Source organism: Streptosporangium nanhuense, from assembly GCF_059358815.1.
The window spans coordinates 101332-117302 of record NZ_JCADBG010000024.1 but is presented as its reverse complement, the minus strand read 5'-3'; the positions used below and the strand labels follow the sequence as shown (position 1 = coordinate 117302).

The window sequence follows — 15971 nt, the reverse complement described above, 5'->3', positions numbered from 1 at the left end:
TTCGGGTCCCCTGCACCCCCGGACCCCCGGACCCCGGACCCCCGAAAGGGAGGCTTGTGTGCCCATCGCCCGCGAACCGATAGCGGTGATCGGCCTTGGATGCCGGTTCGCCGCGGGGATCGACTCCCCGGCGGCTTTCTGGAGATTCCTGCTCGACGAGGGCGACGCGGTCGGCGAGGTTCCGGCCGGCCGGTGGGCGCGCTACGCGGACCGTGGCGCCGAGGACGCGGCGATCCTGCGCCGGACCACGGCCCGCGGATGCTTCCTGACCGACATCTCGGGATTCGACAGCGAGTTCTTCAGCATCTCCCCGCGCGAGGCGCGGCTGATGGACCCCCAGCAGCGCATCCTTCTCGAAGTCGCCTGGGAGGCGCTGGAGCACGCGGGCATCCCGCCCGCGGACCTCGCCGGATCCGACACGGGCGTCTTCGCCGGCGTCGCCGCCGACGACTACGGCCGCCGGCTGCTGGAGGACCTGCCGCGGATCGAGGCGTGGACGGGGGTCGGCGCCTCGCACTGCGGTGTCGCGAACCGCGTGTCCCACGCGCTCGATCTCCGCGGCCCCAGCGTGGCGCTGGACACGGCCTGCTCGTCCTCCCTGGTGGCGATCCACCAGGCGTGCCAGAGCCTGCGGCTCGGCGAGATCCCGCTCGCGCTCGCCGGCGGGGTCACGGTGCTCGCCGGCCCCGCGTACAGCGTGGTCCTGGACGCCGCGGGGGCGATCTCCCCCGACGGGCGCTCGAAGGCGTTCGACGCGCGGGCCGACGGATACGGGCGGGGCGAGGGAGCCGGGGTCGTGGTCCTCAAGCGGCTCGGCGACGCCCGGCGCGACGGGGACCGGGTCCTCGCCGTGATCGTCGGCGGCGCCGTCCACCAGGACGGCCGGACCGAGGGCATCATGGCCCCCAGCCGCGAGGCCCAGGAGCATCTCCTGCGCCGCGCCTACCGGAGCGCGGGCGTCGGCCCCGGCACGGTGGACTACGTCGAGGCCCACGGAACGGGCACGCCGGTCGGCGATCCCGTCGAGGCGGGCGCGCTGGCCTCGGTGCTCGGAGCCGGCCGCGAAGACGGGAGTCACTGCCTGGTCGGCTCGGTGAAGTCCGGCATCGGGCACCTCGAGGCCGCCGCCGGGGTCGCGGGCCTCATCAAGGCCGTGCTCGCGATCGGGCACGGCGTCATCCCGGCCACCCCGATGCTGTCCGGGCCGAACCCGTCCATCCCCTGGGGCGTCAACGGCCTTCGGCTGGTCACCACGACGACGCCGTGGCCCTCCACCGGCCGTCCCCGGCGCGCGGGAGTCGCCGGGTACGGATACGGCGGCACGATCGCGCACCTCGTTCTCCAGGAGGACCTCCGAGAGGACCGCCGAGAAGGCCTCCGAGAGGACCGCCGAGAAGGCCTCCGGGACGCCGTCTCCGCCGCCCCCGGCATCCCCGCCGCCGTTCCCGCCGTCCGCGTCGTGGTCCCGGAGGCCGCGCACACCGCGTCCACCGAGGCCGCCCACGCCGTGCGCCCGGAGGTCACGCCGGTTCCCGAGGTGGCCCGCGACCGCGTCTCCGAGGTGGCCCCGTGGCGCGGGCCGGTGCGGGTGTACCCGCTGTCGAGTGCCGACCCGGCCGCCGTGCGCCTGGCCGCCGGACGGCTCGCCGACTGGCTCGCCGCCCACGACCGCGCCGATCTGGCGTCCGTGGGCAGGACCCTGGCCCGCCACCGCTCCCACCTGACGGCCCGCGCGGCCGTGGTGGCCGCGGACCGGGCGGAGCTGGTCGGCCGGTTGCGTTCCCTGGCCGATGACACCCCCGGCACGCCCCGGGGCGTCGTCTCAGTCCGGACGCCCCCAAGAGGGGGACGCGACCCGGTGTGGGTGTTCTCCGGCCACGGCGCCCAGTGGGCGGGCATGGGCCGGGACCTGCTGGCCGGCGCGCCCGCCTTCGCGGAGGTGATCGAACGACTCGACCCGGTCTACCGGGCGGAGATGGGCTTCTCCCCGGTTCTCGCGCTCCGGGCGGGCGAGCTGGGCGGCACCGGGCGCGTCCAGTCGCTGCTGTACGCCGTCCAGGTGGGGCTCGCCGCGCTCTGGCGTTCCGCCGGTGTCCGGCCCTCGGCCGTGATCGGCCATTCGGTGGGGGAGATCGCCGCCGCCGTGGCCGCCGGGGTGCTCGACGCGGCGGACGGGGCCCGGCTGGTCTGCCGCCGCTCGCGGCTGCTGTCCCGGGTCGCCGGGCGCGGGGCGATGGCCATGGTCTCGCTGCCGTACGAGGAGGTGGGCCGCCGGGTGGCGGGCATCGGCGCGGTGTCGCCGGCCGTCGCCGCGTCGCCGTGCTCCACGGTGGTGGCCGGCACGCCGGAGGCGCTGGAACGGCTGGCAGCGTGCTGGGCGCGCGACGGCGTCGAGGTCCGGCGGATCGATTCCGACGTCGCCTTCCACAGCCCGCAGATGGACCCGCTCCGCGCCGATCTGCGCGCGGCGGTCGACGGCCTCCGCCCGGCGGACCCCGCCGTCCCGCTCTACACGACCGCGCTGCCCGACCCCCGCGACCCGGCCGCGCGCGACGCCTCCTACTGGGAGACCAACCTGCGCGACCCGGTGCTCTTCGCGAACGCCGTCCTCGCCGCGGCCGAGGACGGCCACCGGACGTTCCTGGAGGTCTCCGCGCACCCGGTGGTGTGCCACTCGATCGCCGAGACGCTCGAATTGGCGGGAGTCCGGGACGCCGTCGTGGCGCACAGCATCCGGCGCGACGAGGACGGGCCGCGCGGCATGGCGGGCAACATCGCCCTGCTGCACTGTCACGGCGTACCGGTGGACTGGCCCGCGCTCCAGGGGGAGGGCGAGCTCGTCGACCTTCCGGCGAACGCCTGGCTGCACGTACGCCACTGGGCCGAGCACGAGCCTCCCGGGACGGCCGGGAGGCCGCACGTCCCGGAGAGCCACACCCTGCTGGGGGCGCGGACGGTGGTGTGCGCCACCTCCCGGGCCGACGTGTGGCGGACGGCGCTGGACCACCCCACCCGGCCGTTCCCCGGCGCCCATCCCGTGCACGGTACGGAGATCGTGCCCGCCGCCGTGCTGCTGAACACCTTCCTCGCCGCGGCGAGGGCGGTCCGGGAGACCGGACAGGGGGCCGGGCGGGACGGGGCGGAGACCCTGCGCGAGGTGGAGATGCGGGTCCCCATCACCACGGCCGTGTCGCGCGAGCTCCAGGTCGTCCACCAGGACGGGACGCTCAGGCTCTCCTCCCGCCTCATCGCGGGTCGCGGGGAACACCCCGCGGAACCCGGCGCGGACCACGACCGCCGTGATCCCGGCGAGGGGTGGCTCACCCACTGCGTCGCCCTTCTCGGCGACGGGTCCGCGACGTTAGGCGACGTGGAGACGGCCGGACGGGGCGGCGCGACGGACGCCGGCCCGGGTGGCGGGCAGGTGAGCGCGCCGGGTGGTGAGCCGGACGGCGGACCGGAGGACAGGACGCACGGCGAGGCCGTCGATGCCGGCTGGGTGGTGGACACGCTCGCAGGGGCCGGCGTGGCGGCCATGGGCTTCCCCTGGCGGATCGAGGAACTGCGCCGCGGGCCGGGCACGCTGACGGCGCTGGTGGCGGCGGACCCGGCGGGCACCCTGCCCCGGCCGACCTGGGCGTCGATCCTGGACGCCGCGTTCTCGGCCGGGGGCGTCGCGGCCATCGCCCTGGCGGGCCGCGCCGAGCTGCGCATGCCGGTGCGGATCGCCGAGGCGACCCTGTCGCAGGACCCGCCGGAGGGGGGAAGGGCCCTGGTCGGCGTGGTCGCCGCCGGGCCGGACACGGTCGACATCCGCGTCGCCGCCCTCGACGGGCGGACGGCGGCCGTCCTGCGCGGGGTGCGCTACACCGCCCCGGAGCCCGAGCCGGACCCGGCGGCGGGAACGGGGGCGGACGGCCTCCTGCACGAGGTGATCTGGAAACCGCTCGGCCTGCCGGAGGAGGGGCCGTCCGGCGCGGTGCCGTACCGGGTGGTGCTGGTCGGAACGGGCACGAGCGCGGTGCCGCGCGACGGGAACGGCCTCGCGCACGTTCTCGGCGGCCTCCTGACGCAACGAGGCGTCCGGGTCGACACGGTCCCCGGACGTGACGGGCATGGCGCGTACGACGAACCTGGTGAGCGCGGTGAGCGCGGTGAGCGCGGTGGGCATGACGGGCACGACGCGCTCAGGGAGCTGCTTTTCGGGCTGACGGAAGACGACGCGGTCGTCCTGCTGCCGCCGGAACCGTCCGTGACGGACGTGACGGACGGCTCCGGCGAGGACGTCGCGGAGACCGCGACCCGGCTGGCCGCGCGCCTGGCCGAGACCGCGCGGCTGGTGGGTGAGGCGGGCCGGGCCCGGCTGTGGTGCGTCACCTCCTCGGCCAGGGAGCCGGAGGGTACGGCGGGGCTGGCGCAGACGGCGCTGTGGGGACTGGCGCGGGTGGCCGCCACGGAGTACTCCGAGGTGTGGGGCGGTCTCGTCGACCTGCCGGAGAAACCGGGCGACGACGACCTCTCGGTCCTGATCCGGCTGCTGGGAAGCCGGTGCCGGGAAGACGTCGTCGCCGTCGAGCACGGCGCAGCGAGCGGCTCCCGCCTGGTGCCCTGCCGTCCCGGCCCGGCGGAGCGGGCCACGGGGCCGCTCTGCCGGGCCGGGGCCACCTACCTGGTCACCGGAGGTCTGGGCGCTCTCGGCCTGCGCGTCGCGGGGTGGCTGGCCGACCGGGGGGCCCGCAGGCTCCTCCTGCTGGGCCGTACCGCCCTGCCCGCCAGGAACCGGTGGGACGCCGTCCGCGAGCCGGGGACGCGGCAGGCGATCGACGCGGTCAGGTCCCTGGAGGCGAGGGGCGTCACCGTGCGGACGGTCGCCGCGGACGTGGGGAACGCCGCCGGCCTCGCCCGGCTGGCCGACCCCGGCGCGCTCGGCATGCCGCCGGTGCGCGGGGTCGTGCACGCGGCGGGCGTGGTCGACAACCGGCTGCTGCGCTCGTACGACGAGGAGTCGCTGCGGGCGGTGATGCGGCCCAAGGTCGCCGGGGCGCTCGCGCTCCACGAGGTGTTCCCGCCGGGGACGCTGGACTTCCTGGTGCTCTTCTCCTCCGCCGGACAGCTTCTCGGCCTTCCCGGGCAGGCCTCGTACGCGGCGGCGAACGCCTTCCTGTCCGGTCTGGCCAGGCACCGGCGGGCCGGGGGAGACGACGCGGTCCTCTCCCTCGCCTGGACGAGCTGGCACGGCCTGGGCATGTCGGCCTCCTCGGAGGTCGTCGGCGCGGAGCTGCGCGCCCGGGGCACGGCGGACATCACCCCCGCGGAGGCGTTCCTGGCGTGGGAGTCGCTGGTCGCGGCGGGGCCGGCCGCCGGCGCCGACCTGGCGGTGCTGCGGGTCCTGCCCCTCACCCCCGGAATCCTCCGGCCGCCGCTGCTGCGCGACCTGGCCGGCGACCCCGGCCCGCCCCCGGCCCCCGGCGCGGACGAGGGCCCCGACTGGCGGAACCTGTCCGGCGCCCCCCTCACCGACCTGCTGCGGGGCGAGGTACGGCGAGCGGTCGCGGCCACCCTGCGTACCGACCCCGAGGCGGTGGACGTGCGGCGCCCGCTCGCGGAGATGGGCGTCGACTCGCTGCTGGCGGTCATGCTGCGCCGGACGCTCTCCGAGCGGTTGCGCGTGGGCCTGCCGACGGGTCTGCTGTGGAACCGCCCCACGGTCTCCGACATCACCGACTATCTGGCCGAGCAACGAAGGAGTGACGTATGACGGCGGACACCGAGGTGCGCCTGTTCGCGGAGGATCCCGTCGGGTTCTTCGGACCCTCGCGACGGCGGATGCACACGCTCGCCCCCGACCGGCTGGCCGCGCTGCAGCTCGCCGCGCTGCGGATGCGCTACGCCGAGCTTCGTGACCGGATCCCGGTGCTGCGCACCATCGCCGACGAGCAGCGCATCGGGGAGATCGGGACGCTGGACGACGCGGCGCCCCTGCTGTTCCCGCACACGGTCTACAAGTCGTATCCCGTCTCCCTGCTCCTGGACAACCGGTTCGACCAGCTGGCGACCTGGCTCGGCAGGCTCACCACCGTCGACCTCGGCGGCATCGACTTCTCCGGCTGCGACTCGATCGACGCGTGGCTGGACCTCCTCGACGCCCGGACCGACCTGCGGCCGGCCCACTCCTCCGGCACGTCCGGCACGATGTCGTTCGTCCCGCACACCCGCCAGGAGTACGAGGCCCTGTACCGCACGGTGCGCCTGGACGCGCTCCCCGACGGAGTGCCGTGGCGAGAACCCATGGACGTGGTCTGGCCGGGGTTTCGCGCCGGGCGGAGCGGGATCGACCGGCACGCGGGCGCGATGGCCGAGCAGATGGCGGAGACCCCCGGCCGCTTCCACGCCCTGCACCCCGGCTCGCTCAGCGCCGACGTCATGTTCCTCGCCGGACGGTTGCGCGCGGCGGCGGCCAGGGGCGAGGTCGACCGGCTGGAGATCCCGCCCGCGCTGAAGGCGCGCCGCGCGGAGTTCGAGGAGGCGCAACGGGCCACCGGCGCCGGGATGGCGCGGTTCGTCGAGGAGCTGGCCGACACGCTCGGCGGGCGCCGCGTGGCGTCGCTCGGCCTGTGGAGCGTCCACCACGCCATGGCGACCGCCGGGCTGGTCCGGGGCATCGAGGCCGTCTTCGCCCCGGACTCGTTCGTCTTCTCCGGCGGGGGAGCGAAGGGCACGGCGCTGCCGGCCGACTGGGCGGAGCCGGTCGGGCGCTTCTTCGGCGTGCGCCGGCCGCGGCTCTGCTACGCGATGACCGAGGTGATGGCGGTCAACCTGCTCTGCGAGGCGGAGCGCTACCACATCGAGCCCTGGGTGATCCTCTACGTCCTCGACCCGGAGACCGGGGCCCCGCTGCCGCGCGACGGGGTGCGGACGGGCCGGGCGGCCTTCCTCGACCTCATGGCCGACGTGCACTGGGGCGGTTTCGTCTCCGGCGACGAGGTCACGGTCGACTGGTCGGCGTGCCGGTGCGGACGCACCACGCCCGGCCTGTCCACCGCCATCGGCAGGTTCGGCGGCAGCGGCGGCGACGACAAGATCACGTGTGCCGCGACCCCCGAGGCGCTCACCGAGGCCCTCGACTTCCTCAACGGGGCGCTGGCATGAGCGCGAGATCTCCCCAAGGGGGCGCCGGCATGAACTCGAGATGGGACAAGACCCTCGCCGGGAACGACGGCCCGGTGCGGCGGGGGGCGCGGGCCGCGGACGATCGGGGACGGCAGGAGGCGCGAACCGGTGACGACCCGGTGCGCCGGGAGGCGCGGGCCGGGGACGACCGGGGACGGCAGGAGACCGCGGGAGCCGAGCTGACGATCCCCGCCTTCATCCGGGGCGAGACGGTCGCCACCGGCCTGGTCCCCTTCACCGGCCGGGGACAGGAGGCCTCCTTCCTCGCCCCCGACCCCGCGGGCCTGCTCGACCGGCTGCCGCTGGGCGACCCGGCGCGCATGCGGGACCTGAACGCCCTGCGCGTCGACGACGTCGTCGACTTCCTGGCCGAACTCGGGCCGCGCCTCGCGCTGTCGCGCAACACGCCGCTGAGGGAGGCCCTCGAACGGTCGGCCGCGTGGTCGGACATGACCCCGCCGCCGCTCGCCGCCTCGTACGAGCAGCTTCCCGGCCTGTTCCGCCCGGAGGCGGTGCGGGCGGTGGTGGAGCGGACCGTCGGGGCCGGGTACCTCGACGGGTGGCACGAGGTGCCCACCGCCGGCGGGGGCCGCGCGGCGGTCCGGGCGCTCGGCGCGCGGACCGTGCACATCATCGCCGGCAACAGCCCGGTCATCGCCGCGCTCACCGTGATCCGCAACGCCGTCACCCGCGGCGACGCCATCGTCAAGACGCCGTCGAACGACCCGCTGACCGCGCTCGCGATCGCGCGGACCATGGCCGAGATGGCCCCCGACCACCCGCTCACCCGCCATCTCTCGGTCGTCTACTGGAAGGGCGGCTCCGAGGCGTTCGAGCGGCGGCTCTACCAGCCGGCCCACGTCGAGAAGATCGTGGCCTGGGGCGGGCTGGCCTCCATCCGGCACGTCACCGGCTACGTCAGGCCCGGCCTGGAGCTGGTCTCCCTCGACCCGAAGCTGAGCGCCACCGTCATCGGTCCCGAGGCGTTCGCCGACGACGAGCGGATGGCCGAGACCGCCCGGCTGGCCGCGGTGGACGTCGGCGCCCTCAACCAGCTCGGCTGCTTCAACGCCCGCGTGGTCTACGCCGTCACCGACCCCGGCCGGGCCGCCCGCTGGGGCGGGTTGCTGTACGAGGAGATCCTCCGGCTTCCCGAGCAGGTCAGCACGGCGGCCAGGCGGTTCGATCCGGGGCTGCGCGCCGACCTGCTCGCGATCCGGGCGAGCGCCGACTGGTACGAGGTGATCGGCGGGCGCCGCGACGAGGGCGCGGTCATCGTCTCGCGGCTGCCCGAGCCGGTGGAGTTCCACCCCTCGCTGTCGGGCCGGGTGGTCAACGTGGTGCCCGTCGGCTCGGCCTGGGACGCGGTGCGCGGCATGAACGCCTACACGCAGACCGTGGGCGTCTACCCCGAGGCGCTCAAGCGGGAGCTGCGCGACGTCGTGCCCCTCTACGGCGCCCAGCGGCTGGTGTCCCTCGGCTACGCCACCCGCGTGCGGCCCGAGCTGCCGCAGGACGCCATCGAACCGCTGCGCCGGATGGTCAAGTGGATCGTGGACGAGACCTACGACCCCGCCGACGTCCATCCCCTCGGCCACCTGCACCCCGGGGCGCCCTCGTGGGACGCGCGATGAGCCCTCCTTACCTCGCGGCAGGCGTCTCCGGCTCCTGTACCCGACATTCGGTGATCTTCGACCACAGGGAGCGGCAGTGAGGGCGGAGCGGGAAGAGGACGTCGTCGAGCAGCTGATCTCCGATTTCGACCACCACCACCCGAGCTTCGACCCGGACCTGGCCTGCCTGGTCCACCGCGGCATCCGCGGCCGGTCGCGGGTCGCCTTCTCCCGCGCGTACGGCGGCCTGTGGATCCTGTCGCACTACCGCGACGTGGAGGCGGCGCTGCGCGACCACGAGACCTTCAGCTCGGCCTCGGGGGTCTTCTTCCCCCGAGCCGCGGGCACGCCGCCGTTCGCGCCGCTGGAGTACGACCCGCCCCGGCACACCGCGTTCCGCGCCCTGATGAGACCCCCGTTCTCCCCGGCGCGGGCACGAGAGCTCGAACCCGGGCTCCGCCGCCTGGTCGCGGACATGGTCGAGCCGATCGTCGCCCGGGGCTGCGGCGACCTCGTCGCCGAGCTCGCGGTGCCGCTGCCGCTCGCCGTGGTGTCGCTCGCGGTCGGCTTCACCGACGCGGCGCGGGACCGCATCCGCGACCTGACCAGCAACACCTGGGCGCGCATGCCGAGCGACGAGAGCGCGGAGGGCTTCTGGCCGCAGTTCGCGGAGCTGTTCCAGGGGGAGATCCGCCGGGCCAGGGAGCGGCCGGGCGACGACTACCTGTCCACGCTGGTCCGCGAGACGATCGACGGGCGGCCCGTCACCGACGAGGAGCTGCACGTCATGATGGTCGGCTTCGCCGTCGCCGGTCACGAGACCTCGATGAACGCCCTGTCGCACCTGCTGTGGCAGCTGGCCCGCGAACCCGGCCTGCAGGACCGGCTGCGCAAGCGGCCCGAGCTGATGCCCGCCGCCGTCGAGGAGACGCTGCGGCTCTGGACGCCGGTCGACCACGGCACCCGGCTCACCACCCGCGACGTCGAGATCGGCGGCGTCGTCATCCCCCGGGGATCGCGGGTCGTCCTGCTGGCCGGGGCCGCCAACCGCGACCCCGCCGAGTTCCCCGACCCGGAGCGGTTCCGGCTCGACCGGGGACAGGTCCACCACCTCGGTTTCGGGATGGGCGTGCACTTCTGCATCGGCGCCCAGCTCGCGCGTACCGAGTTCCTCGTGGTCCTGCGCGAGCTGGCCCGCCACCCCGGCTACGAGCTCATCGGCGAACCCCGCCGCTTCTACGAGAACGGCCGCCACATCTGCCTCGACCGGCTGCCCGTACGGTTCCGGACCTCGCTCGGCCCGCGCCGGTAGAGCGGCCGTCCGCGTCCCGGACATCACCGAACGAAAAGCCCGGCGGCACCGTCACAGCTGAACGACCGCCGGGCGGGCGTCGACCGGGCCGTAGGCCATGATGCGTCGCAGGGCGAGCCGGAGCTGGTCGATCACCTCGTCGTCGACTTCGAGGACCGCTTCGATCTCGGGGTCGTCAAGACCCAGCTCTTCCAGCGCGTGCGGAGCGATGACGACGCGAAGCACTCCATCGCGAAGGGTGATCTCGCTAACGGCCCCATATGCGGTCGCCTGGCCGGTGATGACCAAGCAGTGGCTGTCCGTCTCCGGCTCCTCGACGCCTTCCTCTTCGTCTTCTTCTCCCTCTTCGTCCTCAAACAGGCCGCACTGGAAGATCAGCTCCATGCCGTCGCCGTCGTCGCTCTTGGCGACACCGGCGGACAGGCATTCCAGATCGTGGTCTTCCGCCACTCCCGCGACCTGGGCCGTGAACCGAATAGTCATGCCGCGGAGCGTAACGGGCCGTTGCGACAATTCTGGCGTATTGACCACCGCTGGAGAGGTCAGCAGCGAGTTCGCCTTTTGAGGAGGTGTTCTCCGATCCCGCGCGCATCACTCTCGGGGACCCTGGGCTTCGGGGCCTGAATGCCTTTCCGATCTCCGGACCGGTCGAACCGCTATCGTGGTGCCGCCGGTTTCCTGGTGGGACGCGGGTAGGCGCCGGTCACGGCCGCCGCCACAGGACAGATCGACATGGCGGGGGTGTGATGGGGCAGGCCGTACCGTTTCTGCGACGCGTGAAGGTGGAGAACTACAGGAGCATCGCGTCGTGCGATGTCACCTTCACGCCCCTCCTGGTCCTGCTCGGTCCCAACGCGGCGGGGAAGAGTAATTTCCTCGACGTGCTCAGGTTCGTGGTGGACGCGCTGGAGACGACACCCGCCGATGCCCTGATGAGACGCGGTGGCCTGGACGAGGTGAGTCGACGGGGCCAGACGGACACGAAGGGTTTCGGTGTCCTGCTGGAGTTCTTCATCCAGCCGGACGAGGAGCCGTTGTCGGTCACGTACAGCTTCACCATCAGCGGGGATCCCGCCGGTCGCCGTCCGCTTCTGGTGCTCGGAGAGCAGTGTTTCGTCCGCGGCACCCAGCCGCGGTCGAGTTTCGAAGAAGTCAGCTTCGTCATGACCCATGGTTTCTTCAACCAGACAGGTGAGGGTGGTATCGAGCCGGATCGGCTCTATCTCCCGCTGGCCGCCACCCAGGGCGTTTTCAGCGAGGTCTACCGCAGCCTGCGCCGCATGCTCTTCTACCATCTGGACGCGGGCTTGATGCGGCAAATTCAGTCCAGGTCCGCCGGGGCCACCTTGGATGACGCGGGAAGGCGGCTGGGATCGGTGCTCGGGGCCCTCGCGCAGCGGTATCCGGCGTTCAAGGCACGAATCGACGACTACATGGGAGCCATCGTTCCCGGAGCCGTCAGTGTCGATCAGCGGCTTCTGGACACCTATTCCACCGTCGAGCTTCTTACTCATCACGCGGATCGGGAGCTGGTGTTCGGTCCCGAAGCGATGTCCGAGGGAACGCTGCGCGCGGCGGGGCTGCTGGCCGCGTTGTTCCAGCCCGCCGTACTCGAAGGCGAGGCGACCCTGCTGGGAATCGAGGAGCCGGAGACGTCGCTGCACCCGGCGGCCGCCGGGGTGCTGTTCGACGCGTTGAGCGAGGCGAGCGAGCACGTCCAGGTGGTGGTCACCACGCAGAGCGCGGACCTGCTCGACCGCGACGACTTCGATCCGGCGTCCGTACGCGTCGTGACCATGACGGGTGGGCTCACGACGATCGGTGAGATCGACGACGTGAGCCGTCGCCTCGTCGACGACCGGCGGGCCACCATCGGGGAGTTGATGCGCGGTAACCAGCTCGGGCCCGGCATCGGGGAGGCCGAATGACCGAGGCGGTCACCATCGCCGCCATCGTCGAGGGGGAGGGAGAGGTCGCCGCGCTTCCCGTCCTGCTCCGCAGGATCGCGCTGGAACTCTCGGTCTGGACGATACGGATTCCGACGCCGCGCCGGGTTCCGCGTTCCAAGCTGGTCGCTCCGGGAGGGATCGAGAGCGCCGTGCTTCAAGCCTCCTACCAGGTCGACGGGCGAGGCGGGATCCTGCTGCTGATCGACGCCGACGACGACTGTCCCGCGACGACCGGCCCCGCGCTCCTGGAGCGGGCCCGGCTGGCACGCGGTGACCGGGAGATCTCGACGGTCCTCGCCAACCGGGAGTTCGAGGCGTGGTTCCTCGCCGCCGCCCCGTCGCTCGCGGGCCAGAGGGGGTTGGCGAACTCTCTCGAACCACCCGTAGATCCCGAGGGGCCTCGCGACGCGAAGGGCTGGCTCTCGGCTCGTAAGATCGACGGCACCTCCTACCGCCCGACGGCTGATCAGGCGGCCCTGACCGCGATCTTCGACATGGCGCAGGCACGCAAGAACGCGCCCTCCTTCGACAAGTTCTGGCGAGACGTCGAACGCCTGATGCGGGCCGCCCGGGCGTGAGCGGTCAGCGGCGGTAGACCTCCTGGCCGTCGACGAAGGTCATGGCGACCTTGGTGCGCCAGATGTCGGCGGCCGGTTCGGTGAACGGGTCACGGTCCAGGACGACGAGGTCGGCGCGGTTGCCGGGGACGATGGTGCCCGCGTCGTCGTCGTGGTTGATCCGGGCCGAGCCCGCGGTGTAGGCCGTCAGGGCGGTGGCCAGGGTGAGGCTCTGGCCGGGCAGGAACGGGGTCTGCGCCGTCGGGTAGCCCGCGTGTATCGAGCCGCCGGGTTCGGTGCGGTTGACGGCCACGTGCATGCCCTGGATCGGGTCGGCGTCGGAGACCGGCCAGTCGCTGCCCGCGCAGAACAGGGTGCCGTTGCGCTGCAGGTCGGCGAAGGGGTACTGCCAGGCGGAGCGCTCCTCGCCCAGGAAGGGGAGGGTGAGCTCGTCCATCTGGGCGTGGTGGGTGGCCCACAGAGGCTGCAGGTTGGCGGTCACGCCGAGTCCGGCGAAGCGCGGCAGGTCGGACGGCTCGACGATCTGCAGGTGCGCGATGTGGTGCCGGTTGGCCGGGTCGGTCCCCTCGAAGCTGTCCAGCGCCTCGCGGACGGCCCGCTCGCCGATGGCGTGGAAGTGCACCTGGAAGCCGTGCCGGTCCAGCTCGGCGACGCACTCCTTCAGCAGCACGGGGTCGACGTACGACAGGCCGGTGCCGCCGCAGCGGCAGTAGGGCTCGATCACCGCGGCGGTGAAGTTCTCGGTGATGCCGTCCTGCATGATCTTCACCGAGCCGGCCCGGAACCGCTCCAGGCCCTCGGCGGAGCGGCGCCGTTCCAGCAGCTCGGGGATCTGCTCGGCGCCGCGCGCCCGGTCCCACCACAGGGCGCCCACGACGCGGGCCCGCAGCGCGCCGGAGGCCGCCGCCGAGACGTAGGTGGGCAGCTGGTCGTCGTAGCCCGCGTAGGAGCCGACGATGGCGTCCTGCCAGCCGGTGACGCCGAGGGAGAACAGGTGCCTCTGGGCGTCCATCAGCGCGTCGTCCAGGTCCTGGGCCGTGGGGCGGGGGGTGAGCAGGCCGACCAGGTCCATCGCGCCCTCGTGCAGCACGCCGCTCGGCGTGCCGTCGGCGTCGCGCTCGATCCTGCCGTCGGCGGGGTCGGGGGTGTCGCGGGTGATCCCGGCCACCTCCAGGGCCCGGCTGTTCACCCAGGCGGCGTGGTGGTCGCGCTGGATCAGGTAGACCGGGCGGTCGAAGACGTCGAGCTGGGAGCGGTGCGGCAGGCCGCCGGGGAAGGCCGACATGTCCCAGCCGCCGCCGTCGATCCACTCGTGGCCGGGGTGGGAGTCCGCGTAGGCGGTGATCCGCTCCAGATACTCCGGCAGGCCGTAGACCCCGGACAGGTCGCACCTGGCCCGCTCCAGGCCCGCCTGCACCGGGTGCATGTGGGCGTCGGTGAACCCGGGGGTGAGCAGCCCGCCGTCCAGGTCGACGGTGTCGTGGCCGGGGGCGGCCAGTCGCGCGACGTCGGACTCCGTGCCCACGGCGGCGACGCGGCCGTCCCGGACCAGTACCGCCTCGGCGAAGGCGTCGGCGGCGAGGAAGACCCTGCCGCCCCGGAAGAGCAGGTCGCTCACTGGTGCACCATCCTTCTGTCGGTGGCCCGGATGCCGCTGACGCCCCGGGGTGCCGCTTGATCACTTACATTGCACGCTCGACCGGTCGAGGTCCAGCGTGAGTTTCTCCCGGCGTCTCCCGGCGTCGGGCGTACGGTTGTCGTCCGGGCCCGTTTCCCCGGTGCCCGGCGTCCGGTGATCCCGGCGCTCAGCGGCCGGTGATGGAGTCGGCGACGCGGGCCAGCACCGAGGTGCGGCCGAGCCCGGCCTTCTCCCTGGCGTCGGCCCGGCGGTAGAGGTCGTACATGGTGTGCACGCCGATCCACCGCAGCGGTTCCATCTCCCAGCCCCGCACCTTGCGGTCCACCCAGGGCAGGGAGGCGAGCTCGGTGTCCTCGCGCAGGATCAGGTCGCGCAGGGTACGGCCGGCGAGGTTGGTCGTGGTCACCCCGTGGCCGGTGTAGCCGCCCGCCCAGCCGATGCCGGTGGTGTGGTCGACGTGCACGGTGGCGCACCAGTCGCGCGGCACGCCGAGCACCCCCGACCAGGCGTGCGCCACCCGGGAGGCCCGCAGCGCGGGGAACATCCCGGTCAGCAGCTCCCAGAGCGCCTCGATCGTCCACTCGTGGGTGTGGCCCCGGTCGTCCACGCGCGAGCCGAACAGGTAGGGCTTGCCGCGCCCGCCGAACGCGATCCGGCCGTCGGCGGTGCGCTGGGCGTACATGTAGTAGTGCGCCATGTCGCCGAGCAGCTCGTGGCCCGCCCAGCCGATCTCGTCCCACAGCGCGCCCAGCGGCTCGGTGACGATCATCGAGCTGTTCATCGGCAGCCACGCCCGGTGATACTGCTTCAGCTCGGCGGTGAAGCCCTCGGTGGCGCGGATGACGTACTCGGCGCGGACGGTCCCGTGCGGCGTGCGGGCCTCGCGCGGGGCGATCTCGGTGACCGGGGTGCGCTCGAAGATCTCCACCCCGAGGTTCCGCACGGTCTCGGCCAGGCCCCTGGCGAGCTTGGCGGGCTGGATCCTGGCGCAGTGCGGGCTCCAGATCGCGCTGATCGCGCCGTCCACCCGCAGGCGTTCCTCGCGCTCGGCGGGGTCGAGCAGCCGCACGTCCTCCTCGGTCCAGCCCCAGTGGCGCTCGTGGGCGAGCAGCTGGTGCAGCCGCCGGTCCTGGGCGGTGTTGGTGGCGACCGTGGTGACGCCGCCCTTGACGATGTCGGCGTCGATCTTCTCGTCCTCGGCGACCGCGACGACCTCGTCGATCGTCTCGAACATCACCCGCTGCAGCCGCCTGGCCGCGTCCGCCCCGTGCGTCCTGGCGTAGCGCTCGGGGGTGCCGGCCAGCTCGCCGACCAGCCAGCCGCCGTTGCGCCCGGAGGCGCCGTAGCCGGCGAACTCCTTCTCCAGCACGACGATCCGCAGGCCGGGGCTCGCCTTCTTGAGGTAGTAGGCGGTCCACAGGCCGGTGTATCCGGCGCCGACGATGGCCACGTCGGCGTCGAGGTCTCCGGCGAGGGGGGCGCCGGGGGTGGGGATGCCGAGGGAGCGATACCAGAAGGAGACGTCTCCGTTGACGAAGTCCCCGGTCAGGGGAACGCGCGTGCTCATGGCCTCATATCCTGCTATATCCGTCTATCGGGGTGTGCCTGCCAACGGAAACCGTTGCAGAAACGCCGTACTGCCGCGTAATGAGTGATCTTCCCAGACGTAACGATGGGCTCACTCATGTGTAGCAGTCCCGTAACAGTGCC

General features: G+C 73.4%; 9 protein-coding genes. 6 read left to right on the top strand and 3 right to left on the bottom strand.

Translation table 11 applies throughout. From position 1 onward, the window contains the following. The first annotated feature begins 58 nt into the window (after positions 1-58). From AC5L38_RS35485 to AC5L38_RS35470, 4 genes are all read left to right on the top strand, one after another. Positions 59-5758: a type I polyketide synthase gene (locus AC5L38_RS35485; protein ID WP_495247180.1), complete on the top strand. Its 5700-nt coding sequence runs from the start codon at positions 59-61 to the stop codon at positions 5756-5758. Continuing rightward, a complete protein-coding gene (locus AC5L38_RS35480; RefSeq protein ID WP_495247179.1) occupies positions 5755-7149 on the top strand; it encodes a hypothetical protein in 1395 nt (464 codons plus the stop codon). Before AC5L38_RS35485 ends, AC5L38_RS35480 begins: the two co-directional genes overlap by 4 nt. A 29-nt stretch (positions 7150-7178) precedes the next feature. Then, positions 7179-8804, top strand: a complete 1626-nt coding sequence (locus tag AC5L38_RS35475) for an acyl-CoA reductase (RefSeq protein WP_495247178.1) — start codon at positions 7179-7181, stop codon at positions 8802-8804. A gap of 76 nt (positions 8805-8880) precedes the next feature. After that, a complete protein-coding gene (locus tag AC5L38_RS35470) occupies positions 8881-10095 on the top strand; it encodes a cytochrome P450 (RefSeq protein ID WP_495247177.1) in 1215 nt (404 codons plus the stop codon). Between the two features lie 51 nt (positions 10096-10146). Here AC5L38_RS35470 and AC5L38_RS35465 read toward each other — a convergent pair whose 3' ends face one another. After that, the gene (locus AC5L38_RS35465) at positions 10147-10578 is read right to left on the bottom strand and encodes an Imm10 family immunity protein (protein ID WP_495247176.1); all 432 of its coding nucleotides are present in this window, start codon (positions 10576-10578) and stop codon (positions 10147-10149) included. Positions 10579-10841: 263 nt separating this feature from the next. On the opposite strand from AC5L38_RS35465, the gene AC5L38_RS35460 reads away from it, so the two are divergent. Together AC5L38_RS35460 and AC5L38_RS35455 are read left to right on the top strand one after the other, a co-directional pair. Beyond that, positions 10842-12023 carry an AAA family ATPase gene (locus AC5L38_RS35460; protein ID WP_495247175.1) on the top strand — a complete coding sequence of 394 codons (1182 nt, stop codon included), beginning with the start codon at positions 10842-10844 and terminating at the stop codon, positions 12021-12023. Further along, positions 12020-12622: a DUF4276 family protein gene (locus tag AC5L38_RS35455; protein WP_495247174.1), complete on the top strand. Its 603-nt coding sequence runs from the start codon at positions 12020-12022 to the stop codon at positions 12620-12622. The genes AC5L38_RS35460 and AC5L38_RS35455 overlap by 4 nt, the downstream gene beginning before the upstream one ends. Positions 12623-12626: 4 nt before the next feature. Here the strand turns inward: AC5L38_RS35455 and AC5L38_RS35450 are convergent, their stop codons facing one another. Both AC5L38_RS35450 and AC5L38_RS35445 read right to left on the bottom strand, forming a co-directional pair. Beyond that, on the bottom strand, positions 12627-14240 hold the full coding sequence (locus AC5L38_RS35450; RefSeq protein WP_495247173.1) for an amidohydrolase: 1614 nt from the start codon (positions 14238-14240) through the stop codon (positions 12627-12629). Positions 14241-14427: 187 nt separating this feature from the next. Then, entirely contained in the window at positions 14428-15828 is a 1401-nt protein-coding gene (locus AC5L38_RS35445) for an NAD(P)/FAD-dependent oxidoreductase (protein ID WP_495247172.1), read from the bottom strand. Between the last annotated feature and the right edge of the window lie 143 nt (positions 15829-15971).